The sequence below is a fragment of the Serratia sp. KG1D genome (assembly GCF_037150675.1).
Taxonomy (GTDB): Bacteria; Pseudomonadota; Gammaproteobacteria; order Enterobacterales; family Enterobacteriaceae; genus Serratia; species Serratia nematodiphila.
Map to the genome: position 1 here is coordinate 1,511,102 of NZ_JBAGIH010000001.1, position 19,940 is coordinate 1,531,041.

Sequence of the window (19,940 nt, forward strand, 5' to 3'; positions counted from 1 at the left end):
ATGCTTCTGCATTTTACGAGCCAAGGCTGGCGCGAATTTTATTTCTGGAAAGGGATTTCATGCGTGATTTGTTTCGACAGGAAGCCACGGATCATCAGCGGGCGAAATGGGCGGGTAAGGCCTTATTGATAAACGGCTTGCCCGCCTGGTGTTTTGGTCTTTTATCGTTTTTATTTATTCTTGTTTTCCTCTCTTTTCTTATATTCAGTCATTATACACGCCGCATTAATGTTTATGGTGAAATCACCACCTTCCCCCGCTCAGTCAACGTGTTTGCGCCCCAACAGGGTTTTATCTCGGAACGCTTCGTCGAAGTGGGGGATGCGGTTAAAAAAGGCCAGCGTCTTTATCAGATTGATGTCAGCCGAGTGACGGATAACGGGAAAGTGAGCGCCAATACGCGCCTGGCGCTTGAAAACCAGTTAAAACACGTCGACAGCATCATTCTTAAGTTGCAAGACAACAAGCGCATGACGCTGGAAAATCTACGCGCGCAAAAAAAACAGTATGAATTGGCGCACATGCAGTCCAAACAGCTGTTGGATAACGCGCGGGAAGGGGTGGCATTTGCTCAGGACAACATGCGTTCCTATAAGGAATATCAACAGCGCGGTCTGATTACCAAAGATCAGCTTAGCGGACAAACCTATTCGTTTTATCAACAACAAAGCCTGTTTCAAAACCTGCATAGTCAACATATTCAGGAATCACTGCAAATTACGAATTTGGAAAGTGACATCGTTACGCGCGCGGCGGATTTCGATAACCAAATTTCGCAGTACGAGTTTCAGCGCAATGATTTGCAACGGCAGTTAGCGGAAGCCGATGCCAGCGGCGCATTGATCGTGAACGCCCCGAGCGATGGCCGTATTGAGTCTCTCAGCGTTACGCCGGGTCAGATGGTCAATAGCGGTGACAGCTTGGTACAGATTATTCCACGTAATGGCGCGATTTATCAGCTAGTTTTATGGTTGCCGAACACCAGTGTGCCCTATGTTTCAGCAGGGGACGGCATTAACATTCGCTATGACGCTTTCCCTTATGAGAAGTTCGGCCAGTTTCCCGGCAGGATAGAAAGCATTGCTTATGTACCGGCCTCCATTCAAGAAATGTCAACTTACAGCAGTTCTCCCGTGCATCAGCCCAGCGTGCAAACGGCATCTTTTTACAAGGTGACCGTTTCCCTGGATGAAACGCATATCAGTTACCAGGGCAAAGCGTTGCAGCTCACTAACGGCATGCGGGCCCAATCCACGCTGTTTTTGGAAAAAAGACCTTTATATCAATGGATGTTCTCACCTTTCTACGATATGAAAAACAGCCTGATGGGGCCAATCAATGACTGAATCGTATTTAGACGCGCTAAAGGGCAAACTCAATTTGTCGCTGCGCCGCAAAGTGCCGCAGATCCTGCAAACTGAAGCCTCGGAATGCGGGCTGGCCAGTTTAGCGATGGTATGCCATTACCATGGTTTGCAAATCGATCTGTTTAATCTGCGCAGCCGCTACGGCTTTTCTTCACGCGGGGCAACGCTGTCCGCATTGATTGACATCGCGAGCGCACTGAAACTGCAATCCAGAGCGTTATCGTTGAATATCGATGAGCTTAAAGCGTTGAAAATGCCCTGTATTCTGCATTGGGACATGAAGCATTTCGTGGTGCTTGTCAGTGTCAGCCGAGGGCGGGCGGTGATCCATGATCCTGCTTTTGGCCGTAAAGTGCTGGGGTTGCATGAACTGTCGCGGCATTTTACTGGCGTAGCGCTTGAGCTATGGCCAGACAGTGAATTTCAGCCGATCAAACAGCAAAGCAGATTGCGTTTTCGCAAGCTGATGAGCAATGTGCGCGGCCTCAAGGGGGCCTTGCTAAAGATCTTCTGCCTGTCGATCGTAATTGAAGCGGTTAATCTGCTGTTGCCCGTCGGTACGCAGTTGGTCATGGATCATGTGATTTTGGCCGGCGATCATGATCTTTTGGCGCTGATATGTATAGGATTGCTGTTCTTTATTTTATTCCGCACCGGCGTTTCCATGTTGCGCTCGTGGATCTCTATCGTCATGGGCGCGTTGATAGACGTGCAATGGAAGGCAGGCGTGTTTGATCATCTGATGAAATTGCCGCTTTCCTTCTTTGAGAAGCGCAAGTTGGGTGATATTCAATCCCGTTTTGGCTCATTGGATACGATAAGAGCGACTTTCACTACCAGCATCGTCAGCAGCATTATTGATGGCATCATGTCTGTAGGGGTATTTATCATGATGTTGCTCTATGGCGGCTGGTTAGTTTGGGTGGTGCTCGGCTTTACGGCGATATACGTCATTCTCAGGCTGTCGACTTATCAACATTATCGGCAGCTGTCGGAAGAGCAGTTGGTGAAGGGCGCGCGGGCAGGGTCGCATTTCATGGAGACGTTATATAGCGTCAGTACGTTAAAGGCGTTGGGGTTATCTGAAACCCGTTCGCAGTATTGGCTGAATCTAAACGTAGAAACGATCAATGCCGGTATCAAGCTGACCAAGTTAAACATGATGTTTGGCGGGTTGGGGGCGTTTATTGCCACCTGTGATCAGGTGATCATCCTTTGGCTCGGCGCGGCATTGGTCATAGACAATCAAATGACGATCGGGATGTTTATCGCGTTTAACGCCTACCGTGGTCAGTTCTCGGAGCGTGCCAGCAGCCTGATTGACATGATGCTTCAGCTGCGAATGCTAAGTTTGCATAATGAAAGGGTGGCTGACATTGTGCTGTCGTCACCGGAACCGCAAATGCCCGCGCGTCAGCTGTTCACAAAAGGCAACGCCGCAGAGCTTCAGGTGCGGAATTTGCGCTACCAGTATGATCGTTTGGCGAAACCCATTATCGCGGATTTGAATCTCAGCATTGCGGCGGGAGAAAGCGTGGCGATTGTCGGTCCCTCCGGCGTGGGTAAAACCACGTTGATGAAGTTAATGTGTGGGCTGCTGTCTCCAGATGAAGGGGCCGTGTTGGTCGACGGTATGGATATCAGCAACATTGGCGTAAATAATTATCGCCAATGTATCGCTTGCGTGCTGCAGGATGACAAGCTGCTGGCGGGATCTATCGCTGAAAATATTTCAGGATTTGACGCCGAAATGGATCTGAAACGTATTGAGGCGTGCGCACAGCGTTGCAATATGCATGATGATATTCAAAACATGCCGATGGGCTACGAAACATTGATCGGCGAGTTGGGGGGAAGCCTTTCTGGCGGGCAGAAACAGCGTTTATTGATAGCCCGCGCGCTCTATCGTCGCCCCAGCATTCTGTTTATGGACGAAGCGACCAGCCACCTGGATCTCGATAATGAAACACATATTAACCGCGCTATTTCACAACTGAACATTACCCGCGTGATTATTGCACACCGTCCATCGACGATTGCCTCTGCGGATAGAGTCATTCGACTCGGATAACGCCAGCGTCGCTTTACCTGTCTTTTTCACCTCGACATTTTCGCTACGCCAAACGCGCAGTTCACCCTGTGGTGTGAGCCCATGACAAAAAGGGTTATCACAATGATAACCCTGGCATGAAGTGATGTTTAGACGCTGAAGCCAGCGTTAACCGCTGAGGTCAGCCGCGAGACTTGCAGAGCCTCGATCAGTTCGAATCGGTATTGTTGTTGTTTCCCCACATGGTACCGCCGCCGTTACTCCCGCCCCAGGGAATGCCTGATGGGCCAATAGAGCCGGGAGCGCGATCGCCGGTGACATAGTTCCCGACAGCACCGCCGACAATGGTGCCGACAACGCCGCCTGCGACGCCGCCGATAGAACCGATGCCACCGCCGATCGCTGCGCCGACAGTTTCTGCGGAAACCGTCAATGTACCGCTGCGATCTCCTGCACCGGAAATGATTGAACATTCTTCAGAGGTAAGATTGCGCATATTTTTTCCTTAATCATTAAATTTTAAAATAAGCCACATTCATCATGCCGAGCGTTGCCCGCGATCGCTATTGAGCAATTTATGCGTGACGATAACGGCAAAGGCGATAAGAGCGTATTTCAAGAAACGATTGAGGGTGAAATAATCCGCAATCGTGCCAGCAATAAGCCCAATTAAAATGGCGAACAAGATAATGAGTAACTTTTTCATATGATAAACACGAATCTTCCGACATTAGTTACTGTCGGCAGGATTATTCGTCGATGTTTGTTTATTGCCACCTAACATGGATTCCACCATTTTGCCAGCGGTATAGGCGGCACCACCGATAACGGCACCGGCAACAGCGCCTGGGCCGGCACCGACACCGCCGGCCATGGCGCCGGTCATCGCGCCACCAACCGCGCCGGCAGCGACGGCCCCGCCCAATTCCGCATAGCTGAAATCCCCAGCGGCCGCGATAAAGTTAACTTCATTAATTGTAAGCTCTCTCATAACTACTTCCTTATATTATTGGTGTTTGTTTTTTGCAGTTTTCCGATACCAGAAAAATGCCACTAGCAAGGTTGAAAAGATAAAGGATTGAATGATTGTGCTGGTAAACCTCCTGTCTTCGGTAAAAAATAACGAATAAAAAATGTCCATGAATGTATAGTAAAAACAGAACAAAAAAATCCAACTGCTGGGTAATTTCATCAGTGCCTCGATAGATTTGATGGGATATGGGAATTTTCTCGCATTAATATCATGATGTTGACAACGAGCGGAGCAGCCGCGTTAGCGCTTCAAGAAGTTGAGCGTTGTTTAAAATGCTGTAATGCGTTTCTGCACAATAGGTGAGTTGAACGCCATGTGAGGATTGCCTCTCCCAGCGTTGTGCAAGATTGGGCTGTTTACGCTGACGTTGCTGGCTGAGCCAAAGCGTAAGCGGTATCGCTATCTGCGGCAAAGGACCGGCGTTATTCGTCAGTTCAAACGATTTTTTCAGCGCCCAACAAAAGGCTTCGGCATGTTCCAGCGTGATCTTCTCCGCAAGCACGCTCTGATTCAGCGCATAGTGCATTTTTATCTCGTTGGCGAAGCTCTCTATCGCATTCGTTGCTTGATGCCGACACAAATGTCGCGCAATACCGAGAGAGTCGAACAGACTGAGGTAACTTTGCGCCACGCTGAAACGTCGATTCACTGAGGGTTGCCGGGCGGGCAAACCGCTGTCGACAACCACCACATGCGCAAAAGGCGCGCCTTGTTCCGTCGCCTGCGCCGCTATATGGACAGCTAATTGGCCGCCCAATGACCAGCCGGCGATAACGGCAGTGTCGCGTTTGGCACGCGGTATGGCCGCCAAATGAGAGGCGGCCAATCGCTGCAGGGTGAGTGTGTCGTCTGCACCTGGCGCGGCCAATCCCGGACTGGCGATGGTGATGATGTTGGCGCAGGCGCAAAGCTGTTTTGTCCACTTTGCATATTGATGCACCTGACCACCGGCACCATGCACCAAATACAAGGTGGGCAGGGAGGAGCGATCGGCTGCGCCGGACAGCATCGATAACGGCAGGGGTGCGCTATCGCGCAGACGCTCGGCAAGTTTATCGAGCTGTGAGTAGCCAAGGATTTCCGCCAGGGTTAATTCCACATTAAGGGCGCGCTTGATGTTGCCCAAAAACGTGATGCCGGAAAGCGAGCTGCCGCCATTGCTGAAGAAACTGGCATGTGGGTCGATCTTGTCTGGAGTACAGCCTAACGTATCCGCCAACAGCTCTCGTAGCAGCATGAGCTCCGCGGATGCGGCTGGCGCAGCCGCATCGCTGGCCTGACTCCGCTCGGTTCCTGGCGATAGCAAGGTGCGATCCAATTTGCCGTTGCGTGAAAGCGGGAAACGTTCAATGAGATGATATCGGGATGGCGCCATATACGCGGGCAATACGACCGTAACCTCTTCGCGTATTCTTCGCTCCGCCTGGACGCTGGCTTTCCCCGCCTCGGTCAATGTGATATAGGCTTCCAGATACGGTGTGCCGTTCCCGGTTTCATCGCGACAGAGGACACATGCTTCAGCGACCAGTTTGCTGCTTTTGAGTGCGAATTCGACGTCACCCAATTCGACGCGAAAACCTTGCAGTTTCACCTGTTGGTCTTCGCGGCCGAGAAACTCGATATAACCGCTGCGGTGCCAACGGCCGCGATCGCCGGTGCGGTACACGCGTTCACCGGTAGTTGGGAAAAGAACAAAGCTGCCGGCGGTGGTTTGCCTATCCCGCCAATACTCGCGGGCAACGCCAACGCCGCCGATATAAATGTCGCCGGTAACGCCGAAACCGCACGGCTCAAGTTTTTCATTCAACACCCACATGCTCTGATTCGGCAATGCGGTTCCATAGGGGATGGCGTTTCTGTAGTGCGTATCCCGTGTAACTGGATGATAAATTGACCATATTGCCCCTTCGGTGGCACCACCAAGACTGGTGATGGTGGCGTTGGGGCAAAGCTGATGTGCCTGGGCGATCAGCCGCGGAGAGATACGATCGCCGCTCAGCCAAATATGCCGCAGTTGAGGCAGCGACAGGATGTTTTCTTGTGCACAATATTGCACCAGCATTTGCAAGATGGCGGGAACCGAGTTCCAGATGCTGATTTGCCGCTGGCGTATCGCATGTAGCCATGCTGACGGCTCTTTAGCGTGGTGCGGCGATAACACCGTTACCGATGCGCCGGCTAGCCAACTGCCGAACAGGTCATAGACCGATAAATCGAAGGCCAGGTCGGCGAGAGCCAATACGTTGTCACGATGAGAGACGTTAAACAGTCGGTTCATGGTCAGTAGGGTGTTGGTGACGGCGCCGTGTTCCATAGCCACGCCTTTTGGCGTGCCGGTCGTCCCCGACGTATAAATGACATACGCGAGCGCTTCTGCTTCGCCTGGCGGGAAGGGCGCTGTGCCTGTGACATGGCGGGAAAACAGCGCCTCCAGATCCTGAACGCGGGTTGTCTGCGGATAGCGGGCGCGATGGTGAGCCAGGTTGCTCAAAACCCAGGCGCAACCCGATATTCGCATAATGGCCGCTACGCGGGCATCCGGCAATCCTTCGGCCAACGGCAAGTAGGCGCGTCCGGCGAGGATCACGCCGAGCGCCGCAATAGCTTGATGAGCGCCGCGTGGAAGATCGATGGCGATGAGTGCGCCTGGGGCGGTATGGGCTATCAGCCAATGCGCCACGAGGCCGGCGTGGCGCAATAGCCGATCGTAATGCCACACCTGGTCGCCCTCGAACAACGCCGGGCGATCCGTATGCTGGTGGGCAGCGCGTAACAGCCGATCAGAAAGAGGTTGCCGCAAGCATGCTGGCATCGCCTGCCCGACGGAGAGCTGTCGCAATTGCCGGTTATCGGCCATTGGCGCCAGCGAATAGTGGTCGACGGCCCGCGAAGGATCACAGGCAATTTGCTGCAACAGCAATGCGTAAGCTTGCGCCAATCCGTTAATGCGCTCCGGCGTAAACAGCTTGGCGTTGTATTGCCACTCCAACAGAATGCCCTCTGCGCCGGAAATCACTTCCAGCACCAAATCAAACTTGGGCGGCGCATAGCGTCTCGGCAGGGTGTTAACCTGTGCACGGCCAACATTCAGTTCGTTGCTTTTGCGATGTTGGCAGACGAACATGATTTGAAAAATGGGGTGGAACTTGCCGCGCGTGGGCTTGAGTTGTTCAACCAGGTAAGAGAAGGGCAACCCCTGATGTTTGAAGGCGCGCGCAAATTTATTCGCGTTCTTCTGCAGCAGCGTGGTGAAACTGTCGTCGCCAGTGACGCGAAATTGGTGAGCGACCGTGTTGACGAAGCTGCCCACGGCGCTGTTTAACGTCGGCTCGTTCCTGTTGGCGATCGGGCTGCCGATGACCACGCGATCCGTCGCAGATGCTCTGGCAATCAGTAAGGCGAAGGCGGAGTGCAACAGCGTAAACAGCGTCGTACCGTTATGTTTGGCTAACTGAGTCAGCACTGGCTGCAGTTCGTCCGCCAGCGATGTTCTGACGATATTCTGCGTTTTGCCTGCCTCCGTGATGGCGATATCGTATTCAAGCGCGTGTTTTTCCGGCGCACCATCCAGTTCATCGCGCCAAAATGCCAGGCTGTCATCGACATTAGCGACGGCGAGGAAAGGATCCTCAAGAAACCGGAAAAAAGCCTGACCGTTGTCATAATGGCAATGCGCTTCGTGCGCTTGATAATCACGGCTCAGTTCATCCACCAGCAAATTGGCCGTCCAGCCGTCGACCACGCAATGGTGAAAGGTCAAGAAGAGATAGTGGTGCTGCGCGCTCTTTCTCAAGATTCGGCAGCGCAGGGGATACTCAGCACCGAGGTCAAACGGCATCGTACACTGGGCGTTAAGCGCAGCCAGTATACTTTCTTGCTGCTCTTCACTATTCAGACCGCTGATGTCCTCGAGGCAGTGTTCGAAAATGGTTTCATCAGGATGCGCAATGTCAACGGTGATGGTTTCACCGTCGAGCCGGTAGCGACCGCAAAGCGCGCCGTGTCGCTTGAGCAGTTTTTTCAGCGCGGCGAGCAAACGCGCGGGTTCAAAGTCCCCCAGAATCTCTTTGGCGATTGGAATGTTATACAGCGGGCTGTTCTTGGTGAAGTTTTCATACAGCCACAGGTATTGCCCCGCGTAGTGATTGACGGTGTAACACGGCTTCTCCCCGGTGTGTCGCTCTGAATTATCTGGCGCGCAGACAGATAAAAAGGCGATGATGTCTTCCTGCACCGTACGGAGTACGGCGGCGTCGACATGCTCGATGGTTTGGCGGCGAGGCGACAGCTCGCCGAATGTTGCTCCCTGTTTCGCCAGTTCCATCAGATTGATCAGGCCGATGACGCTCATCAGTGCACTCCTTCCATGTTGACGTTGATAGCTTTCCCTGTTCGACCGCTTTTATTCGGGCGTTTGTCGCTGTGGGCGGAAATCAGATTCAGCCAATGTGACAAGCTACACAACTGCACTCCCGGGTTTCTCCGCTGCGCCATTGTGAAGGCGGCGCGATGATCGATGTTGTCACCATCTTCGAAACCGAAGATCTTCAGTACGCAACCGTTCAATCGCTCATTGGCCGTATCGAACCGGATGTGCGGGAAATAGCCAAGCCGTGCAGAAAGGGTTATCAACTCAGTAACGCCGGCGTCGACGGCTTGCTGGCGCGAATTGACTTTATGCAGCAACAGCAGCCGCTCATGCCGAAAATCGTGCAACAGGCCTTGCGTGAGATTGGCGCCGCCTACCGTATCATGCATAAATATCATGTAGTTAACTCGGTCCGGCAGGGAATGCAGCAGGGCCGAAAGCGCGTCGAGCCAAGGTGCATATTGCGTGGCTTCGTTCGGTACGTTGAATATGATCGCGTTCAGCGGCCAATCAGCATGCAACGGCAGCGCCTGCGGCGACAGAATGTCCACACCGTGCTTGTCAGCGAGGGCGGCTAACAAAAGCCGTTCATCTGCGCCTTCGGGAGATTGAATAAACAGCCGGTTGCTGGTCGGCGCCTCGGTTGATAGACAGCGGCCGATAGCGCAACGGATGTCCAGATGCTGCTGATCCAGGCCGTAGCGTGCATGGGCCAATTGCGTTAGGTGTCGGCAAAAATCGGCAAGTCTTGGATGTTCAAAAATGTCGCTCAGGTTCAGATCCAACTGGCAGTGTGCGTTAAGCGCGTTAATGATTTTTATAGCCTGAAGGGAGTCGCCGCCGAGCGTGAAGAAGTCGCCATCGTCACTGCCCAGCGTCGCCAGCCAAACCTCATGCACCAGGGTGTTGAAGGTCGTCGAACGTAATTCCCGTGTGGGTTCGGGCATCCGGGATTGCCTTTCCAGGGAGTGATAATCAATCTTGCCGTTAGCCAGTTTGGCCAGCGGCGTTAGATGATGCACGAAGCGCTGAGGAATATGAGCATTGGGCAATGCGCCATACAGTGTGCGGCGCATTGCCTCACTGAGTGGCTGCCGGCTGTGATAATGCGCGTAAAGTTCCGTTCCCGCATCGCCGCTTTTGGCCAGCACGGCAATCTCGATAATTGAGGGCAACCGGGCCAGACAACTTTCTATTTCACCCATATTGACGCGCTGCCCGGCGATTTTCGCTTCACGTATTTTGCGCCCAAGGAACACCAACTGCCCATCTTGAAGCTGGCAGGCGATATCGCCGGTGCGAAAGGCGGGCATGAGATGGCCGTTGACCTCAAAGGTGACGAACTTTTCCGCGCTCAGCGTTGGCTGATGCAAATAGCCCAGGCCGACGGTAGCCCCGACGATCAGTAATTCGCCACTGCAGCCGAGCGGCAACAGCCTGAGATCCTCGCCGACGATTGCCGTGTATATACCGTCCAGCGGTGTGCCTATCGTCACCGCGGCGCCATCGTTTTTGATCTCCGCGGCCGTCGCCACCACGGTTGTCTCGGTTGGGCCATAAGAGTTGAATAACTTTATGCCTTTGGGATAGCGCGCGAACCAGCGTTCTTTGGCACGCGGTGAAAGGTTTTCACCGCCGATGATGACGGTAGTGACGGTCGGCGGCAGTGTCTGTTCACCGCCGGAGGCGAACAGCATCTCATTAAAGTAGGCGGTCGGCAGATCCAACAGGCTGATTTGATGGTCGGCGCAGAATGTGAATAACGCGGCAAAGTTATGCTTGACGGTCTCGGGGGCGATACACAGGTGGGCGCCGGCACCCAGCGTCATGAAAATTTCTTCAATGCAGGCATCGAAATGCAAGGGCGCAAATTGCAACACGCGTTCGTGCGGTTGAATGCCATAGCATTTTATCGCCGCATCGACAAAAACGTTGAGAGCATGTCGGGCTCCTATCACGCCTTTAGGCATTCCTGTCGAGCCGGAGGTAAACATCAGATAGCCGGTTCCGGCCGGGAACGCTGGCGCCTCGGTCGATGTTTGTCGGCGAAACACGGTGAAGCGCGCGAAATCCGTCGGCATATCGAGTGTCGATGCGTGCCAATGCGCCAATGCGTCAGGTTCGGAATGAAAGGAGGGCAGAGTGCGATCGGTAATCAGGATAGCGTCGCTAAACTGTTCAAGCAGCTGATGATGAGACGCTCCATCCCCTTTGGCATTCAGGTTGACGAACGGCATTTTCAATTGCAGCGCAGCAAGCATGCAGATGATGGCTTCCGGCCCTTGCGGCAAGTCGAGCAACAGCACGGTGTGCGCGGCGCGAGCAGGGGTCAGGGCATCGGCCAGTGCATGCCACTGTTGCTGCAGGACGGCATAAGACAGTGTTCTGAGCGGTGACGAAGCGTGTGCAGGCGTGAGGATCGCCGCGCGTTGCGGCGCTTGAATAGCGGCACGTTCGATACGTTGCATTATATCGACCACGTTGTCGTTGGCGGTTTTACCCAGCAGCGAGAGCGAGAAATGTTGTCGCAATGCCGCGACGGAAAGATTTTCCGGATCGTCGTACAGCAAGGCGCACAAGGTTTGTATCCCCCGGCAGTGCCGCACCAGGCTGGCCGTATCGTAAAGCCCTGAATCGGCATCGATCTCCAGCCTAAGCGTTTGGTTATCGAGATCGGGGCGCATATTGAAGACCAGATCCTGCGCGCCTCCTGAGCGTAAATTACGGATTTCGCTGCGCTGCGCGGGAGCAAATGAGGCTGCCGCTTCAAATGGAATGATATTGACCACGATGTTGAACAACGGCGAGCGACTGGCGACGCTCCTCAGACTTTTTATCTCTTCGTAACGAAACGCCTGATGTTTCTTGAGGTGCTTGAGTATGTGTTCAATGGTTTGCGCCAACTGTCGGCATGAGGCGGTGTCCTCAATATCGAGAGTCAAAGGAACCACGTTGGTCTTGCAAGTCAGCGCCTGCCTCGTCAGGGCGTCTGTTCGCGCCATCATTGGTACGCCGATCGTTTGCTGCTTCTTGCCGGTACATAAGTACAAATACGCCATCACCGCTACAAAAGTGCGCGCCAGCCAAGAAGGGTGCCCGGTTTGCAGTGCAAGGCGTTCGGCAGGACAGGGTAACGACGTCACATGGCGGATTGTCTGTCCCGAGGGAATATTGGTGCAGGCTAACGTTATCGGATCTGGCAGTGAGGTGCAGATCGCTTGCCAAAAATCCCTATCAGCTTGATAGGTCGTTGACTGTTTATACTCAGATTCAGCCATGAGCAAAGCATCGATCGTGGGGGCGCCTTGCGGATGCTGCGTCTGATCTCGGTAGGCCTGCGCTACTTGATGGATCAGCAAATAAGTGCCGTAACCATCAAGCAGCAGGTGGTGGCTGCAGAAATACCACAGAAAGCGTTTCTCACCCAGCCTGATGATTTTTTGTCTGAATAACGGCTCAGCGTTCAACGAGAAGGGGCGCTCAGCATCCGCTTCCATTAATTCGATAGCGGAGGCCATACCGTCGGCCTGCTGCGAAAGATCCACCCATTCTACTGAGATGTTGGCGGTGACGGGATATTGATAAGGCGTGCCGTTATCTTCATCAAACAAAACGTGCAGCGTCGGCGTTTGGCTGATGACACGATGAATGGCGCGTTTCATTCTTGCGATATCGAGAGTGTGATTTATTTCGACATATTCCGCGATGTTATAGCCCGATTTGTCATCGCCGATCTTGGTGCCATAGTAAAATCCAACTTGTGAATCCAATAATTGATGCTTGCTCATCGCCTCATCCCTGATAGTTATTTTTCTTTATCTTTTTGCCGTCATCAGCTTTCCCGTTCGGCGGGAGCGCCATACAACCGTGCGACGTTCTGCGACTGGGTGAGCTGTTTTAAGATGTTCCAAACATAAATGGGCGCTGCCTGGCTTGCAGCAAAAATCTAAAATACACAGCGTGCCGCCTTCATCCCACTCTGAGTTATGGAGAAGAAACTGCGGATCGTTAATAAGTCGGCCCAGCGTCTCATCTCGAAGGTAGGCCCAGGTTATATACCCCAATGGATTATCCAAATGATCGAATAATATTTTAAATTGATTTTGATTAATCGCTTCCTGAGTCCATAGCTGCAACGTTTTTATATGGTATAAGCTGTAATTTTTATTCATCAACATACAGCTAACGGCGAAACCCAGGCTCTCGTATTGACTGAACTTACTTTTACCCAGGTGGCTTTCTTTGATAAAACTCACGAAATATCCTCAGCGTTATTATTGTAATACGTTGATCGCCTGGCGCTCGAAACGATCCAGATAGGTTTGCAATTGTTCGGTGATCTCGCTGACTTCGCCGCGCCAGCTGGTAATGTCTTTAAAAATCACTTCACGGCGCATGAACGTGCGGGAGCCCAACCTTCTGGTGACGGTCTGCTTCATCGCCTGCTGTAATCCGGCGGCGGTTTGGCCTGCTGATGTTTCCTGAAGGTACTTCGCGCATAACCGATGGAATGCCAGAGAAAATCTCTCCTCCGCGGTCGCACCCTGTTGTTCGGTGGGGACCTTTACGGCCGTGTCGATGAGCCGGTGCAACAGGGCAATCGCCGGATGCGCATTTCCCTGGCCCAGGCCTTGTCGACGGGTAAAGACGCCGGGAGCCAAATCGAACATTTTTTGCAAGCGTTCGCCTAAGGCGAACCACTCGGCGGTGAGGGGCAGGCGTTGTAAGAATGCAGGGTCAAAACCCGCCATACCGAGATTATCCAGCAGGCAGGCCCGATTGTAGGCCATATTAAAGGCGGCGCCGATGCCTTGGTGCGCTGCCGCGAGAAATACCGGGCCGAATTGATGCTTGGCTAAATAAAAAGCGAGATCTTGCACGCCTCTCAGCAACAAAGGGGCGTCTTCGTTGAGTTTGTTGTGTTGAATGTAGCTGCGTCCGGGATCGCGACGTTCTGCGGGAAAAACACTGCGAACACCATGAAAGTCCAACAGCCTGCCAGCCATATCGCAATTGGAGGGGGAGGTCATCATTACCAAATGGCGGGTACGGCAGTAAGCGATCTGCGTCGCAAGACGCCGGGCAAGCTCGCAGAGCCCGTAGAATGCGCGTTCTTCCTGGGGCAATGCCAACCAGTGTGCAGCGTCAAACTCAGAGGGACGAGGCAGAAAAGAAGGTGCGGCGACAATGAGTTTTTCGGTCCGCTCAATATCCGAAGGTTGCCTTTGCATCGCATCATGAGGATGATAGTAAGGCGCGCGGCAAAAATGTGCAGGGCGAACGACGGGCTCGCGCACCAGCAACGCCTTGCGGTTATGGGGGCCTCCTGCCGATGCAGAATAGAGGGTGGCAATGGGGCTGTCGGTCAGCAAGATTGCCTTATTGGGCACGGCGCCATAAGGCAGCAGTTTGGCCATGACGTTTCCCCATAATGCCTCCAATACTGCACCGGTCATTGTCAACTCGCCATCGACATGTTTGGCCCCTTGACCGACTAACGCATTGGCCCCGATGCCTTTAATCTGCCATCGCCCATCAAAGCCACAGCGTGCGCCACCGCCGTTGCGCGAAATAGCGCCGCCGCCATAACGTTCGGCGAAAAAGACTTTTTCATCGTTTAAGAGCGGCGTGCCCTCATCAAAAATAGCATGGCGATTATTTTCTTCGATGAGATAGCTGGCCTCTATTTTCAGTTCGTCCTGCTCGGCAGGGCTTAATGCATTGTGCCAGAGTAATTGAGAGCCTGTCTTTTTTGCGACGAAAGGAATCAAACTTTCGTGAAGCATGGCAAGGTTTTTCATTTTTTAATCGTTATTTTTATTGGTGCAGAGTAAGTTAAATTTCGGCCTTGTTTTACAAAGGGGAATAGGGTTGCGATTTTTTAATTTGAAGAGTCCGGTGTTGAAAGTGACGAAGAAGGTGAAGGGCGACCACCGCCACTGCCATTCCAGGTTGGGCCCATAGGAACCTGTGGAATAGCAACGTTAACCGGCATGTGCGGTGCGGCCTGAATAGCGATTTCCGTCCCGACGCCCACGGCTAATGATACAGGGGTGGGTAATTTCGCTATTGTGCTCAGGCTACCGACAATGAGTGACGTCGGATTATAAGAATCGTTGCCATCGGATCCGTTAATACACGACAATTCAGCTTCCGTTAAGGCTCTCATTTAAATTCCTTCTTGCGAGAGGTGATAGATAAAACAAACGAAAAAATAATCGCCATCGGCAAACCATAACTTGCCGTGGTTTTCAGGGCGGCCGTATCCAAAAGGATCGCTTGGCGCTGCAGGCAGTAGTCTAAAAATACGGCAAGGGGAAATATCAAGAACAGCATGACGATGTGGTATGTGCGCAAGCCTTTCTTCTTGGCGTTTTTATAGACCACACTGATAATGAGGATGAAAATGACAATAAGAACTATTTCCATTATAAGATCCAATTTGATTAGCTCCATTAATCAAAATTTACATCAAGTTACATTGGGTAACCTGATAAGTCAACAGGGTATTTTATGATTCTTCTTTGTTTATCATGTAACTGAATTAATTAATCATAGAATCATTTCTTTTGGTTACTATGTGTCGATGATGGGAAGCAGCGACGTCATAGCGGTTTTGGTCATGGTTGGCGAAGCGGCTAACTTCTAATCACTTGTTTTTGCTCAAACTGCCAACTGCGCCTAAGCTAGGTGATGACTCAGAGGGAGCCATTCCCCGAGACCTTATTCCGTGAACATGGAGGAGTTTCGATTTGATGCGTTTATCCACATTGGTGCTGGCGATCGGCATGGCGCTGGGCTCGCAGGCACAGGCAGCAGAAACCCAACCTCACGCCGACCATAGCGCGCTGCCCAGCGGCCAGGCGAAGGAGGCTACCGTGACCGGTGAAGCCAATCAGCACGACAAGCAAAAGACTCAAAATCCGTTCTTCTATCAAAGCCGTCTGCCGTTCCAGGCGCCGCCGTTCAACCTGATCAAGGAGAGCGACTACGCGCCGGCGATCGCTGCGGGCATCAAGCAAAAGCGGGAAGAGGTGGAGAAGATCGCCAACAACCCGGCCAAGCCCAACTTTAAAAATACCTTCGTGGCGCTGGAGCAGGCCGGTTCGCTGCTGACGCGGGTGATGAATGTGTTCGGCGCCATGACCTCGGCCAACACCAGCGACGCGCTGCAGAAGCTGGATGAAGAGACCTCACCGAAGCTGGCGGCGTTAAACGACGACATCATGCTCAACGGCAAATTGTTCGCGCGCATCAAGGCCATTTATCAGGATCGCGATGCGCTGAAGCTGGATCCGGAATCGCGCCGGCTGGTGGAAGTGACCTACAAGAACTTCGAGCTGGCGGGCGCCAACCTGTCGGACGCCGACAAGGCCAAGCTGAAGGCGCTGAACCAGGAAGCGGCGACGCTGAGCACCCAGTTCACCAACAAACTGCTGGCGGCGAGCAAAAACGGCGCGCTGGCGATAACCGACCAGGCGAAGCTGGACGGTCTGTCCGAAGGTGAGCTGGCTGCGGCAGCGCAGGCGGCCGCCGAACGCAAGCTGGAGAAACAGTGGCTGTTGGTGCTGCAGAACACCACGCAACAGCCGCTGCTGCAGAGCCTGAAAGATCGCGACACCCGCAAAGCGCTGTTCGACGCCTCCTGGACGCGTGCGGAGAAGGGCGACGGCAACGATACCCGTCAGACCATTTCGCGTCTGGCCAAGGTGCGCGCCGAGCAGGCCAAACTGCTGGGCTACCCGAACTACGCCGCCTGGAAGCTGCAGAACCAGATGGCCAAGACGCCGGATGCCGCGCTGAGCTTTATGCGCAACATCGTGCCGGCGGCCACCGCGCGCGCCGAGCGTGAAGCCAAAGACATACAGGCGGTGATCGATCAGCAGAAAGGCGACTTCAAGGTGCAGGCCTGGGACTGGCAGTTCTACGCCGAACAGGTACGCAAGGCCAAGTACGATCTGGACGAATCGCAGATCAAACCTTACTTCGAGCTGAACAACGTGCTGAACAACGGCGTGTTCTACGCCGCCAACCTGCTGTACGGCATCAGCTTCAAAGAGCGCAAGGACATCCCGGTGTATCAGCCGGACGTCAAGGTGTATGAAGTGTTCGACAAGGACGGTAAATCGCTGGCGCTGTTCTATACCGATTACTTCAAGCGCGACAACAAGGGCGGCGGCGCCTGGATGAGCAACTTCGTCGATCAGTCGAAGCTCAACGGCACCAGGCCGGTGATCTACAACGTCGCCAACTTCACCAAACCGGCGCCGGGGCAGCCGGCGCTGCTGTCGTATGACGACGTAATCACCATGTTCCACGAGTTCGGCCATGCGCTGCACGGCATGTTCGCCGATCAGGAATACCCGAGCCTGTCGGGCACCAACACCGCGCGCGACTTCGTCGAATTCCCGTCGCAGTTCAACGAGCACTGGGTCAGCGATCCGAAAGTGTTCAGCCATTTCGCCAAGCACTACCAGACCGGCGAGGCGATGCCGCAGGAACTGGTCGACAAGATCAAGAAGGCCGACAAGTTCAACAAGGGCTACAGCATGACCGAGCTGCTGTCCGCCGCGCTGCTGGACATGCACTGGCATATGCTGACCGCCGATCAGCCGCAGCAGGACGTCGACAAGTTCGAGGCCGAGTCGCTGCAAAAAGACAAGGTGGATCTCAGCTATGTGCCGCCGCGCTACCGTTCCAGCTACTTCCAGCACATCTGGGGTAACGGCTACGCCGCGGGCTACTACGCCTATCTGTGGACGGAAATGCTGGCGGACGACGCCTTCCAGTGGTTCACCGAACACGGGGGTCTGACCGCCGAAAACGGCCAGCGCTTCCGCGACATGATCCTGTCGCGCGGAAACAGCCAGGATCTGGAGAAGCTGTACATCGACTGGCGCGGCAAAGAGCCGAGCATCGAGCCGATGCTGATCAACCGCGGGCTGAAGGACGAGTAAGTACGGCCATTCCCGGTAAGCAAACAAAAGGGCGCGTTATGCGCCCTTCGTCTTTTTTGGCTTGGCCGACAGTCAGCGGTTCACCACCTTGGCCGGCAGGGCCACCACCAGCAGCGAGCTGAGCAGCAGGCAGCCGGCGAAGGCCCAGAGCGCGCCGCCGCTCTTGCCGGTCAGATCCAGCGCCAGCCCCATCAGCGAATTGCTCACCAGCCCGGCGATGTTGGCCAGCGAACAGGCCAGCGCGAAGCCGGTCGCCGCCGCCGTACCGCGCAGGAAGGTGGCCGGCAGGCTGAAGAACACCGGCACCGCGCCGATGATCGCCGCCTGGGCGATGGAGAACAGCAGCACCGTGGCCAGCGCGTTGTGGGTGAAGAAGGTGCTGCCGGCCATCGCCAACGCGCCGACGATAAACGGCACGATGATGTGCCAGCGCCGTTCGCGCAGCCGGTCCGAACTGCTGCCGATCAGCAGCATGCCGAGCAGGGCGGCGACGCTGGGGATCGCCGTCAGGTAGCCGATGGTGGTGATGTCGGTGACGCCGGCGGTTTTGATGAAGGTCGGCATCCAAAAGCCCATGGCGTAGGCGCTGAGCAGAATGGCGAAGTCGATGCCGCCGAGCATCCACACCTTCAGGTTGAAGAAGCCGTCGCGGAAGCTGTGCTTGCCGTGATCGGCCTCGGCGTCGTCACGCGCCAAATCGTCGGCGATGCGCTGTTTTTCCTCGGGCGTCAGCCACTTGGCCTGCTGATAAGTGTTAGGCAACAGCCAGAAGGTCAGCACGCCCAACAGCACGCTGGGAATGCCCTCCAGCAGAAACAGCCACTGCCAGCCGTGCAGCCCGTGGCGCATGTCGAAATGGCCCATGATCCAACCGGAGAGCGGCCCGCCGATCACGCTGGAGAGCGGCAGGCCGATCATGAACAGCGCGATGATGCGGCCGCGGCGATAGGTCGGGAACCACAGCGTCAGGTAAAAGAGCACGCCGGGCAGGAAACCGGCCTCCGCCACGCCGAGCAGAAAGCGGATGACGTAGAACTGCGTCGGCGTGGTGACGAACATGGTGGCGGTGGACAGCAGCCCCCAGGTGATCATGATGCGGGCGATCCACATCTTGGCGCCGACGCGCTGCAGGATCAGGTTGCTCGGCACCTCGAACAGAATATAGCCGACGAAGAACAGCCCGGCGCCCAGGCCGAAGGCCGCTTCGCTCAGCTGCAGCGCGTCGGCCATCTGCAGCTTGGCCAGCCCGACGTTGATGCGATCGAGGTAGGCCGCCAGATAACACAGGCAAAGAAACGGGATCAGTTTCCAGGTGATTTTGCGGTACAGCAGCAGCGATTCTGCGTCCGCTTTCCCCGCCAGCGGGGTGTCGACAATGGCCATGATGTTGTCTCCAGGTGGTGCGTGTTGGCCTCCGCAGGAGGCGCCTGTTGTGTTTGCGTTGCATGGACGCCGCCCTGTTTCGGGCGGTCGCCTGAGGCGCTGTCTGCGCCTTCGTTATTGTCGTTGCAGGTGAATCGTTGATTCATAACCGGTTCAGATAGTCGAGCGCCTCCCGTTTGTGCACCACGTCGCCGTACTTGCTGTCGATGTCGAACAGGTTGGCTTCGTGCGGGCCGGGGTGACGATCGCCGACGCACTCGCGCACCACCATGGCGCGAAAGCCGTGTTGCACCGCGTCCACCGCGCTGGCGCGGATGCAGCCGCTGGTGGAGCAGCCGATCATCAGCAGCGTGTCGATCCCCTGCGCCACCAGCAGCGGCGCCAGCGCGGTGCCGAAGAAGGCGCTGGCGTATTGCTTGCTCAGCACCACCTCATCGCCCTGCGGCGCCACCGGCGGGCAGAACGCCGCCAGCGGGTTGCCTTCCACCATGTCCTTCATCACCGGCGCTTTCTTGACCCACAGGCCGCCATCGGCAAAATGGCCTGCATGATAGCGGATATGGGTGTGGATCACCGGAATTCCCGTTCGGCGCGCGCAGGCCAGCAGCTCGCGGCTTTCCTCGACTGCGCTTACTACGCCCGGCGCGAACAGCGGCGCACCTTCGGTGGTGTAGGCCTGCATAAAGTCGATCGCCAGCAGCGCCGGGCGCCGGCCGAAGCCGATGCGCTGGCCCCAGACGCCGCGATAGTTGTCGCTGAGGGTGTCGTTCATTCTGCCTCC

The 19,940-nt window shown here is 54.8% G+C and carries 14 protein-coding genes; 3 read left to right on the top strand and 11 right to left on the bottom strand.

Annotated features, from left to right (window positions below; genetic code table 11):
* Positions 1-59 precede the first annotated feature (59 nt).
* Both WFM45_RS07515 and WFM45_RS07520 read left to right on the top strand, forming a co-directional pair.
* Complete coding sequence (locus tag WFM45_RS07515) at positions 60-1,346, top strand: HlyD family secretion protein (protein ID WP_033633129.1); 1,287 nt, start codon at positions 60-62, stop codon at positions 1,344-1,346.
* Positions 1,339-3,438, top strand: coding sequence for a peptidase domain-containing ABC transporter (locus WFM45_RS07520; RefSeq protein ID WP_033633128.1), 2,100 nt, complete (start codon positions 1,339-1,341; stop codon positions 3,436-3,438). The genes WFM45_RS07515 and WFM45_RS07520 overlap by 8 nt, the downstream gene beginning before the upstream one ends.
* 187 nt (positions 3,439-3,625) lie before the next feature.
* Here the strand turns inward: WFM45_RS07520 and WFM45_RS07525 are convergent, their stop codons facing one another.
* The 9 genes from WFM45_RS07525 to WFM45_RS07560 form a co-directional block, all read right to left on the bottom strand.
* Complete coding sequence (locus tag WFM45_RS07525; RefSeq protein WP_072010106.1) at positions 3,626-3,913, bottom strand: hypothetical protein; 288 nt, start codon at positions 3,911-3,913, stop codon at positions 3,626-3,628.
* A gap of 42 nt (positions 3,914-3,955) precedes the next feature.
* The gene (locus WFM45_RS07530; RefSeq protein WP_153303158.1) at positions 3,956-4,123 is read right to left on the bottom strand and encodes a hypothetical protein; all 168 of its coding nucleotides are present in this window, start codon (positions 4,121-4,123) and stop codon (positions 3,956-3,958) included.
* A 24-nt stretch (positions 4,124-4,147) separates the two neighbouring features.
* Positions 4,148-4,408, bottom strand: coding sequence for a hypothetical protein (locus WFM45_RS07535; protein ID WP_016927848.1), 261 nt, complete (start codon positions 4,406-4,408; stop codon positions 4,148-4,150).
* Positions 4,409-4,658: 250 nt separating this feature from the next.
* The gene (locus WFM45_RS07540) at positions 4,659-8,801 is read right to left on the bottom strand and encodes a non-ribosomal peptide synthetase (protein ID WP_336954986.1); all 4,143 of its coding nucleotides are present in this window, start codon (positions 8,799-8,801) and stop codon (positions 4,659-4,661) included.
* Positions 8,801-12,607 carry an AMP-binding protein gene (locus tag WFM45_RS07545; RefSeq protein ID WP_336954987.1) on the bottom strand — a complete coding sequence of 1,269 codons (3,807 nt, stop codon included), beginning with the start codon at positions 12,605-12,607 and terminating at the stop codon, positions 8,801-8,803. The genes WFM45_RS07540 and WFM45_RS07545 overlap by 1 nt, the downstream gene beginning before the upstream one ends.
* Positions 12,608-12,634: 27 nt before the next feature.
* Complete coding sequence (locus WFM45_RS07550; protein ID WP_072010105.1) at positions 12,635-13,075, bottom strand: toxin-activating lysine-acyltransferase; 441 nt, start codon at positions 13,073-13,075, stop codon at positions 12,635-12,637.
* An 18-nt stretch (positions 13,076-13,093) separates the two neighbouring features.
* A complete protein-coding gene (locus WFM45_RS07555; RefSeq protein ID WP_336954988.1) occupies positions 13,094-14,620 on the bottom strand; it encodes an MchC protein in 1,527 nt (508 codons plus the stop codon).
* An 80-nt stretch (positions 14,621-14,700) separates the two neighbouring features.
* Positions 14,701-14,988 carry an E492 group microcin gene (locus WFM45_RS24650; RefSeq protein ID WP_438270564.1) on the bottom strand — a complete coding sequence of 96 codons (288 nt, stop codon included), beginning with the start codon at positions 14,986-14,988 and terminating at the stop codon, positions 14,701-14,703.
* A complete protein-coding gene (locus WFM45_RS07560; protein ID WP_134942532.1) occupies positions 14,985-15,248 on the bottom strand; it encodes a hypothetical protein in 264 nt (87 codons plus the stop codon). The genes WFM45_RS24650 and WFM45_RS07560 overlap by 4 nt, the downstream gene beginning before the upstream one ends.
* Positions 15,249-15,574: 326 nt before the next feature.
* Here WFM45_RS07560 and dcp point away from each other — a divergent pair, with 326 nt between their 5' ends.
* Positions 15,575-17,776 carry a peptidyl-dipeptidase Dcp gene (gene dcp, locus WFM45_RS07565; RefSeq protein ID WP_103085575.1) on the top strand — a complete coding sequence of 734 codons (2,202 nt, stop codon included), beginning with the start codon at positions 15,575-15,577 and terminating at the stop codon, positions 17,774-17,776.
* 72 nt (positions 17,777-17,848) lie between these two features.
* Here dcp and WFM45_RS07570 read toward each other — a convergent pair whose 3' ends face one another.
* Complete coding sequence (locus tag WFM45_RS07570; RefSeq protein WP_004938595.1) at positions 17,849-19,159, bottom strand: MFS transporter; 1,311 nt, start codon at positions 19,157-19,159, stop codon at positions 17,849-17,851.
* A gap of 142 nt (positions 19,160-19,301) precedes the next feature.
* Positions 19,302-19,931 (bottom strand): N-carbamoylsarcosine amidohydrolase, encoded by a 630-nt coding sequence (locus WFM45_RS07575; RefSeq protein WP_336954989.1) that lies wholly within the window; start codon positions 19,929-19,931, stop codon positions 19,302-19,304.
* Between the last annotated feature and the right edge of the window lie 9 nt (positions 19,932-19,940).

Coding starts and splice junctions, on each gene's coding strand:
- WFM45_RS07515 (WP_033633129.1), top strand. CDS start 60: ATGCGTGATTTGTTTCGACAGGAAGCCACGGATCATCAGCGGGCGAAA.
- WFM45_RS07520 (WP_033633128.1), top strand. CDS start 1,339: ATGACTGAATCGTATTTAGACGCGCTAAAGGGCAAACTCAATTTGTCG.
- WFM45_RS07525 (WP_072010106.1), bottom strand. CDS start 3,913: ATGCGCAATCTTACCTCTGAAGAATGTTCAATCATTTCCGGTGCAGGA.
- WFM45_RS07530 (WP_153303158.1), bottom strand. CDS start 4,123: ATGAAAAAGTTACTCATTATCTTGTTCGCCATTTTAATTGGGCTTATT.
- WFM45_RS07535 (WP_016927848.1), bottom strand. CDS start 4,408: ATGAGAGAGCTTACAATTAATGAAGTTAACTTTATCGCGGCCGCTGGG.
- WFM45_RS07540 (WP_336954986.1), bottom strand. CDS start 8,801: ATGAGCGTCATCGGCCTGATCAATCTGATGGAACTGGCGAAACAGGGA.
- WFM45_RS07545 (WP_336954987.1), bottom strand. CDS start 12,607: ATGAGCAAGCATCAATTATTGGATTCACAAGTTGGATTTTACTATGGC.
- WFM45_RS07555 (WP_336954988.1), bottom strand. CDS start 14,620: ATGAAAAACCTTGCCATGCTTCACGAAAGTTTGATTCCTTTCGTCGCA.
- WFM45_RS24650 (WP_438270564.1), bottom strand. CDS start 14,988: ATGAGAGCCTTAACGGAAGCTGAATTGTCGTGTATTAACGGATCCGAT.
- WFM45_RS07560 (WP_134942532.1), bottom strand. CDS start 15,248: ATGGAAATAGTTCTTATTGTCATTTTCATCCTCATTATCAGTGTGGTC.
- dcp (WP_103085575.1), top strand. CDS start 15,575: ATGCGTTTATCCACATTGGTGCTGGCGATCGGCATGGCGCTGGGCTCG.
- WFM45_RS07570 (WP_004938595.1), bottom strand. CDS start 19,159: ATGGCCATTGTCGACACCCCGCTGGCGGGGAAAGCGGACGCAGAATCG.
- WFM45_RS07575 (WP_336954989.1), bottom strand. CDS start 19,931: ATGAACGACACCCTCAGCGACAACTATCGCGGCGTCTGGGGCCAGCGC.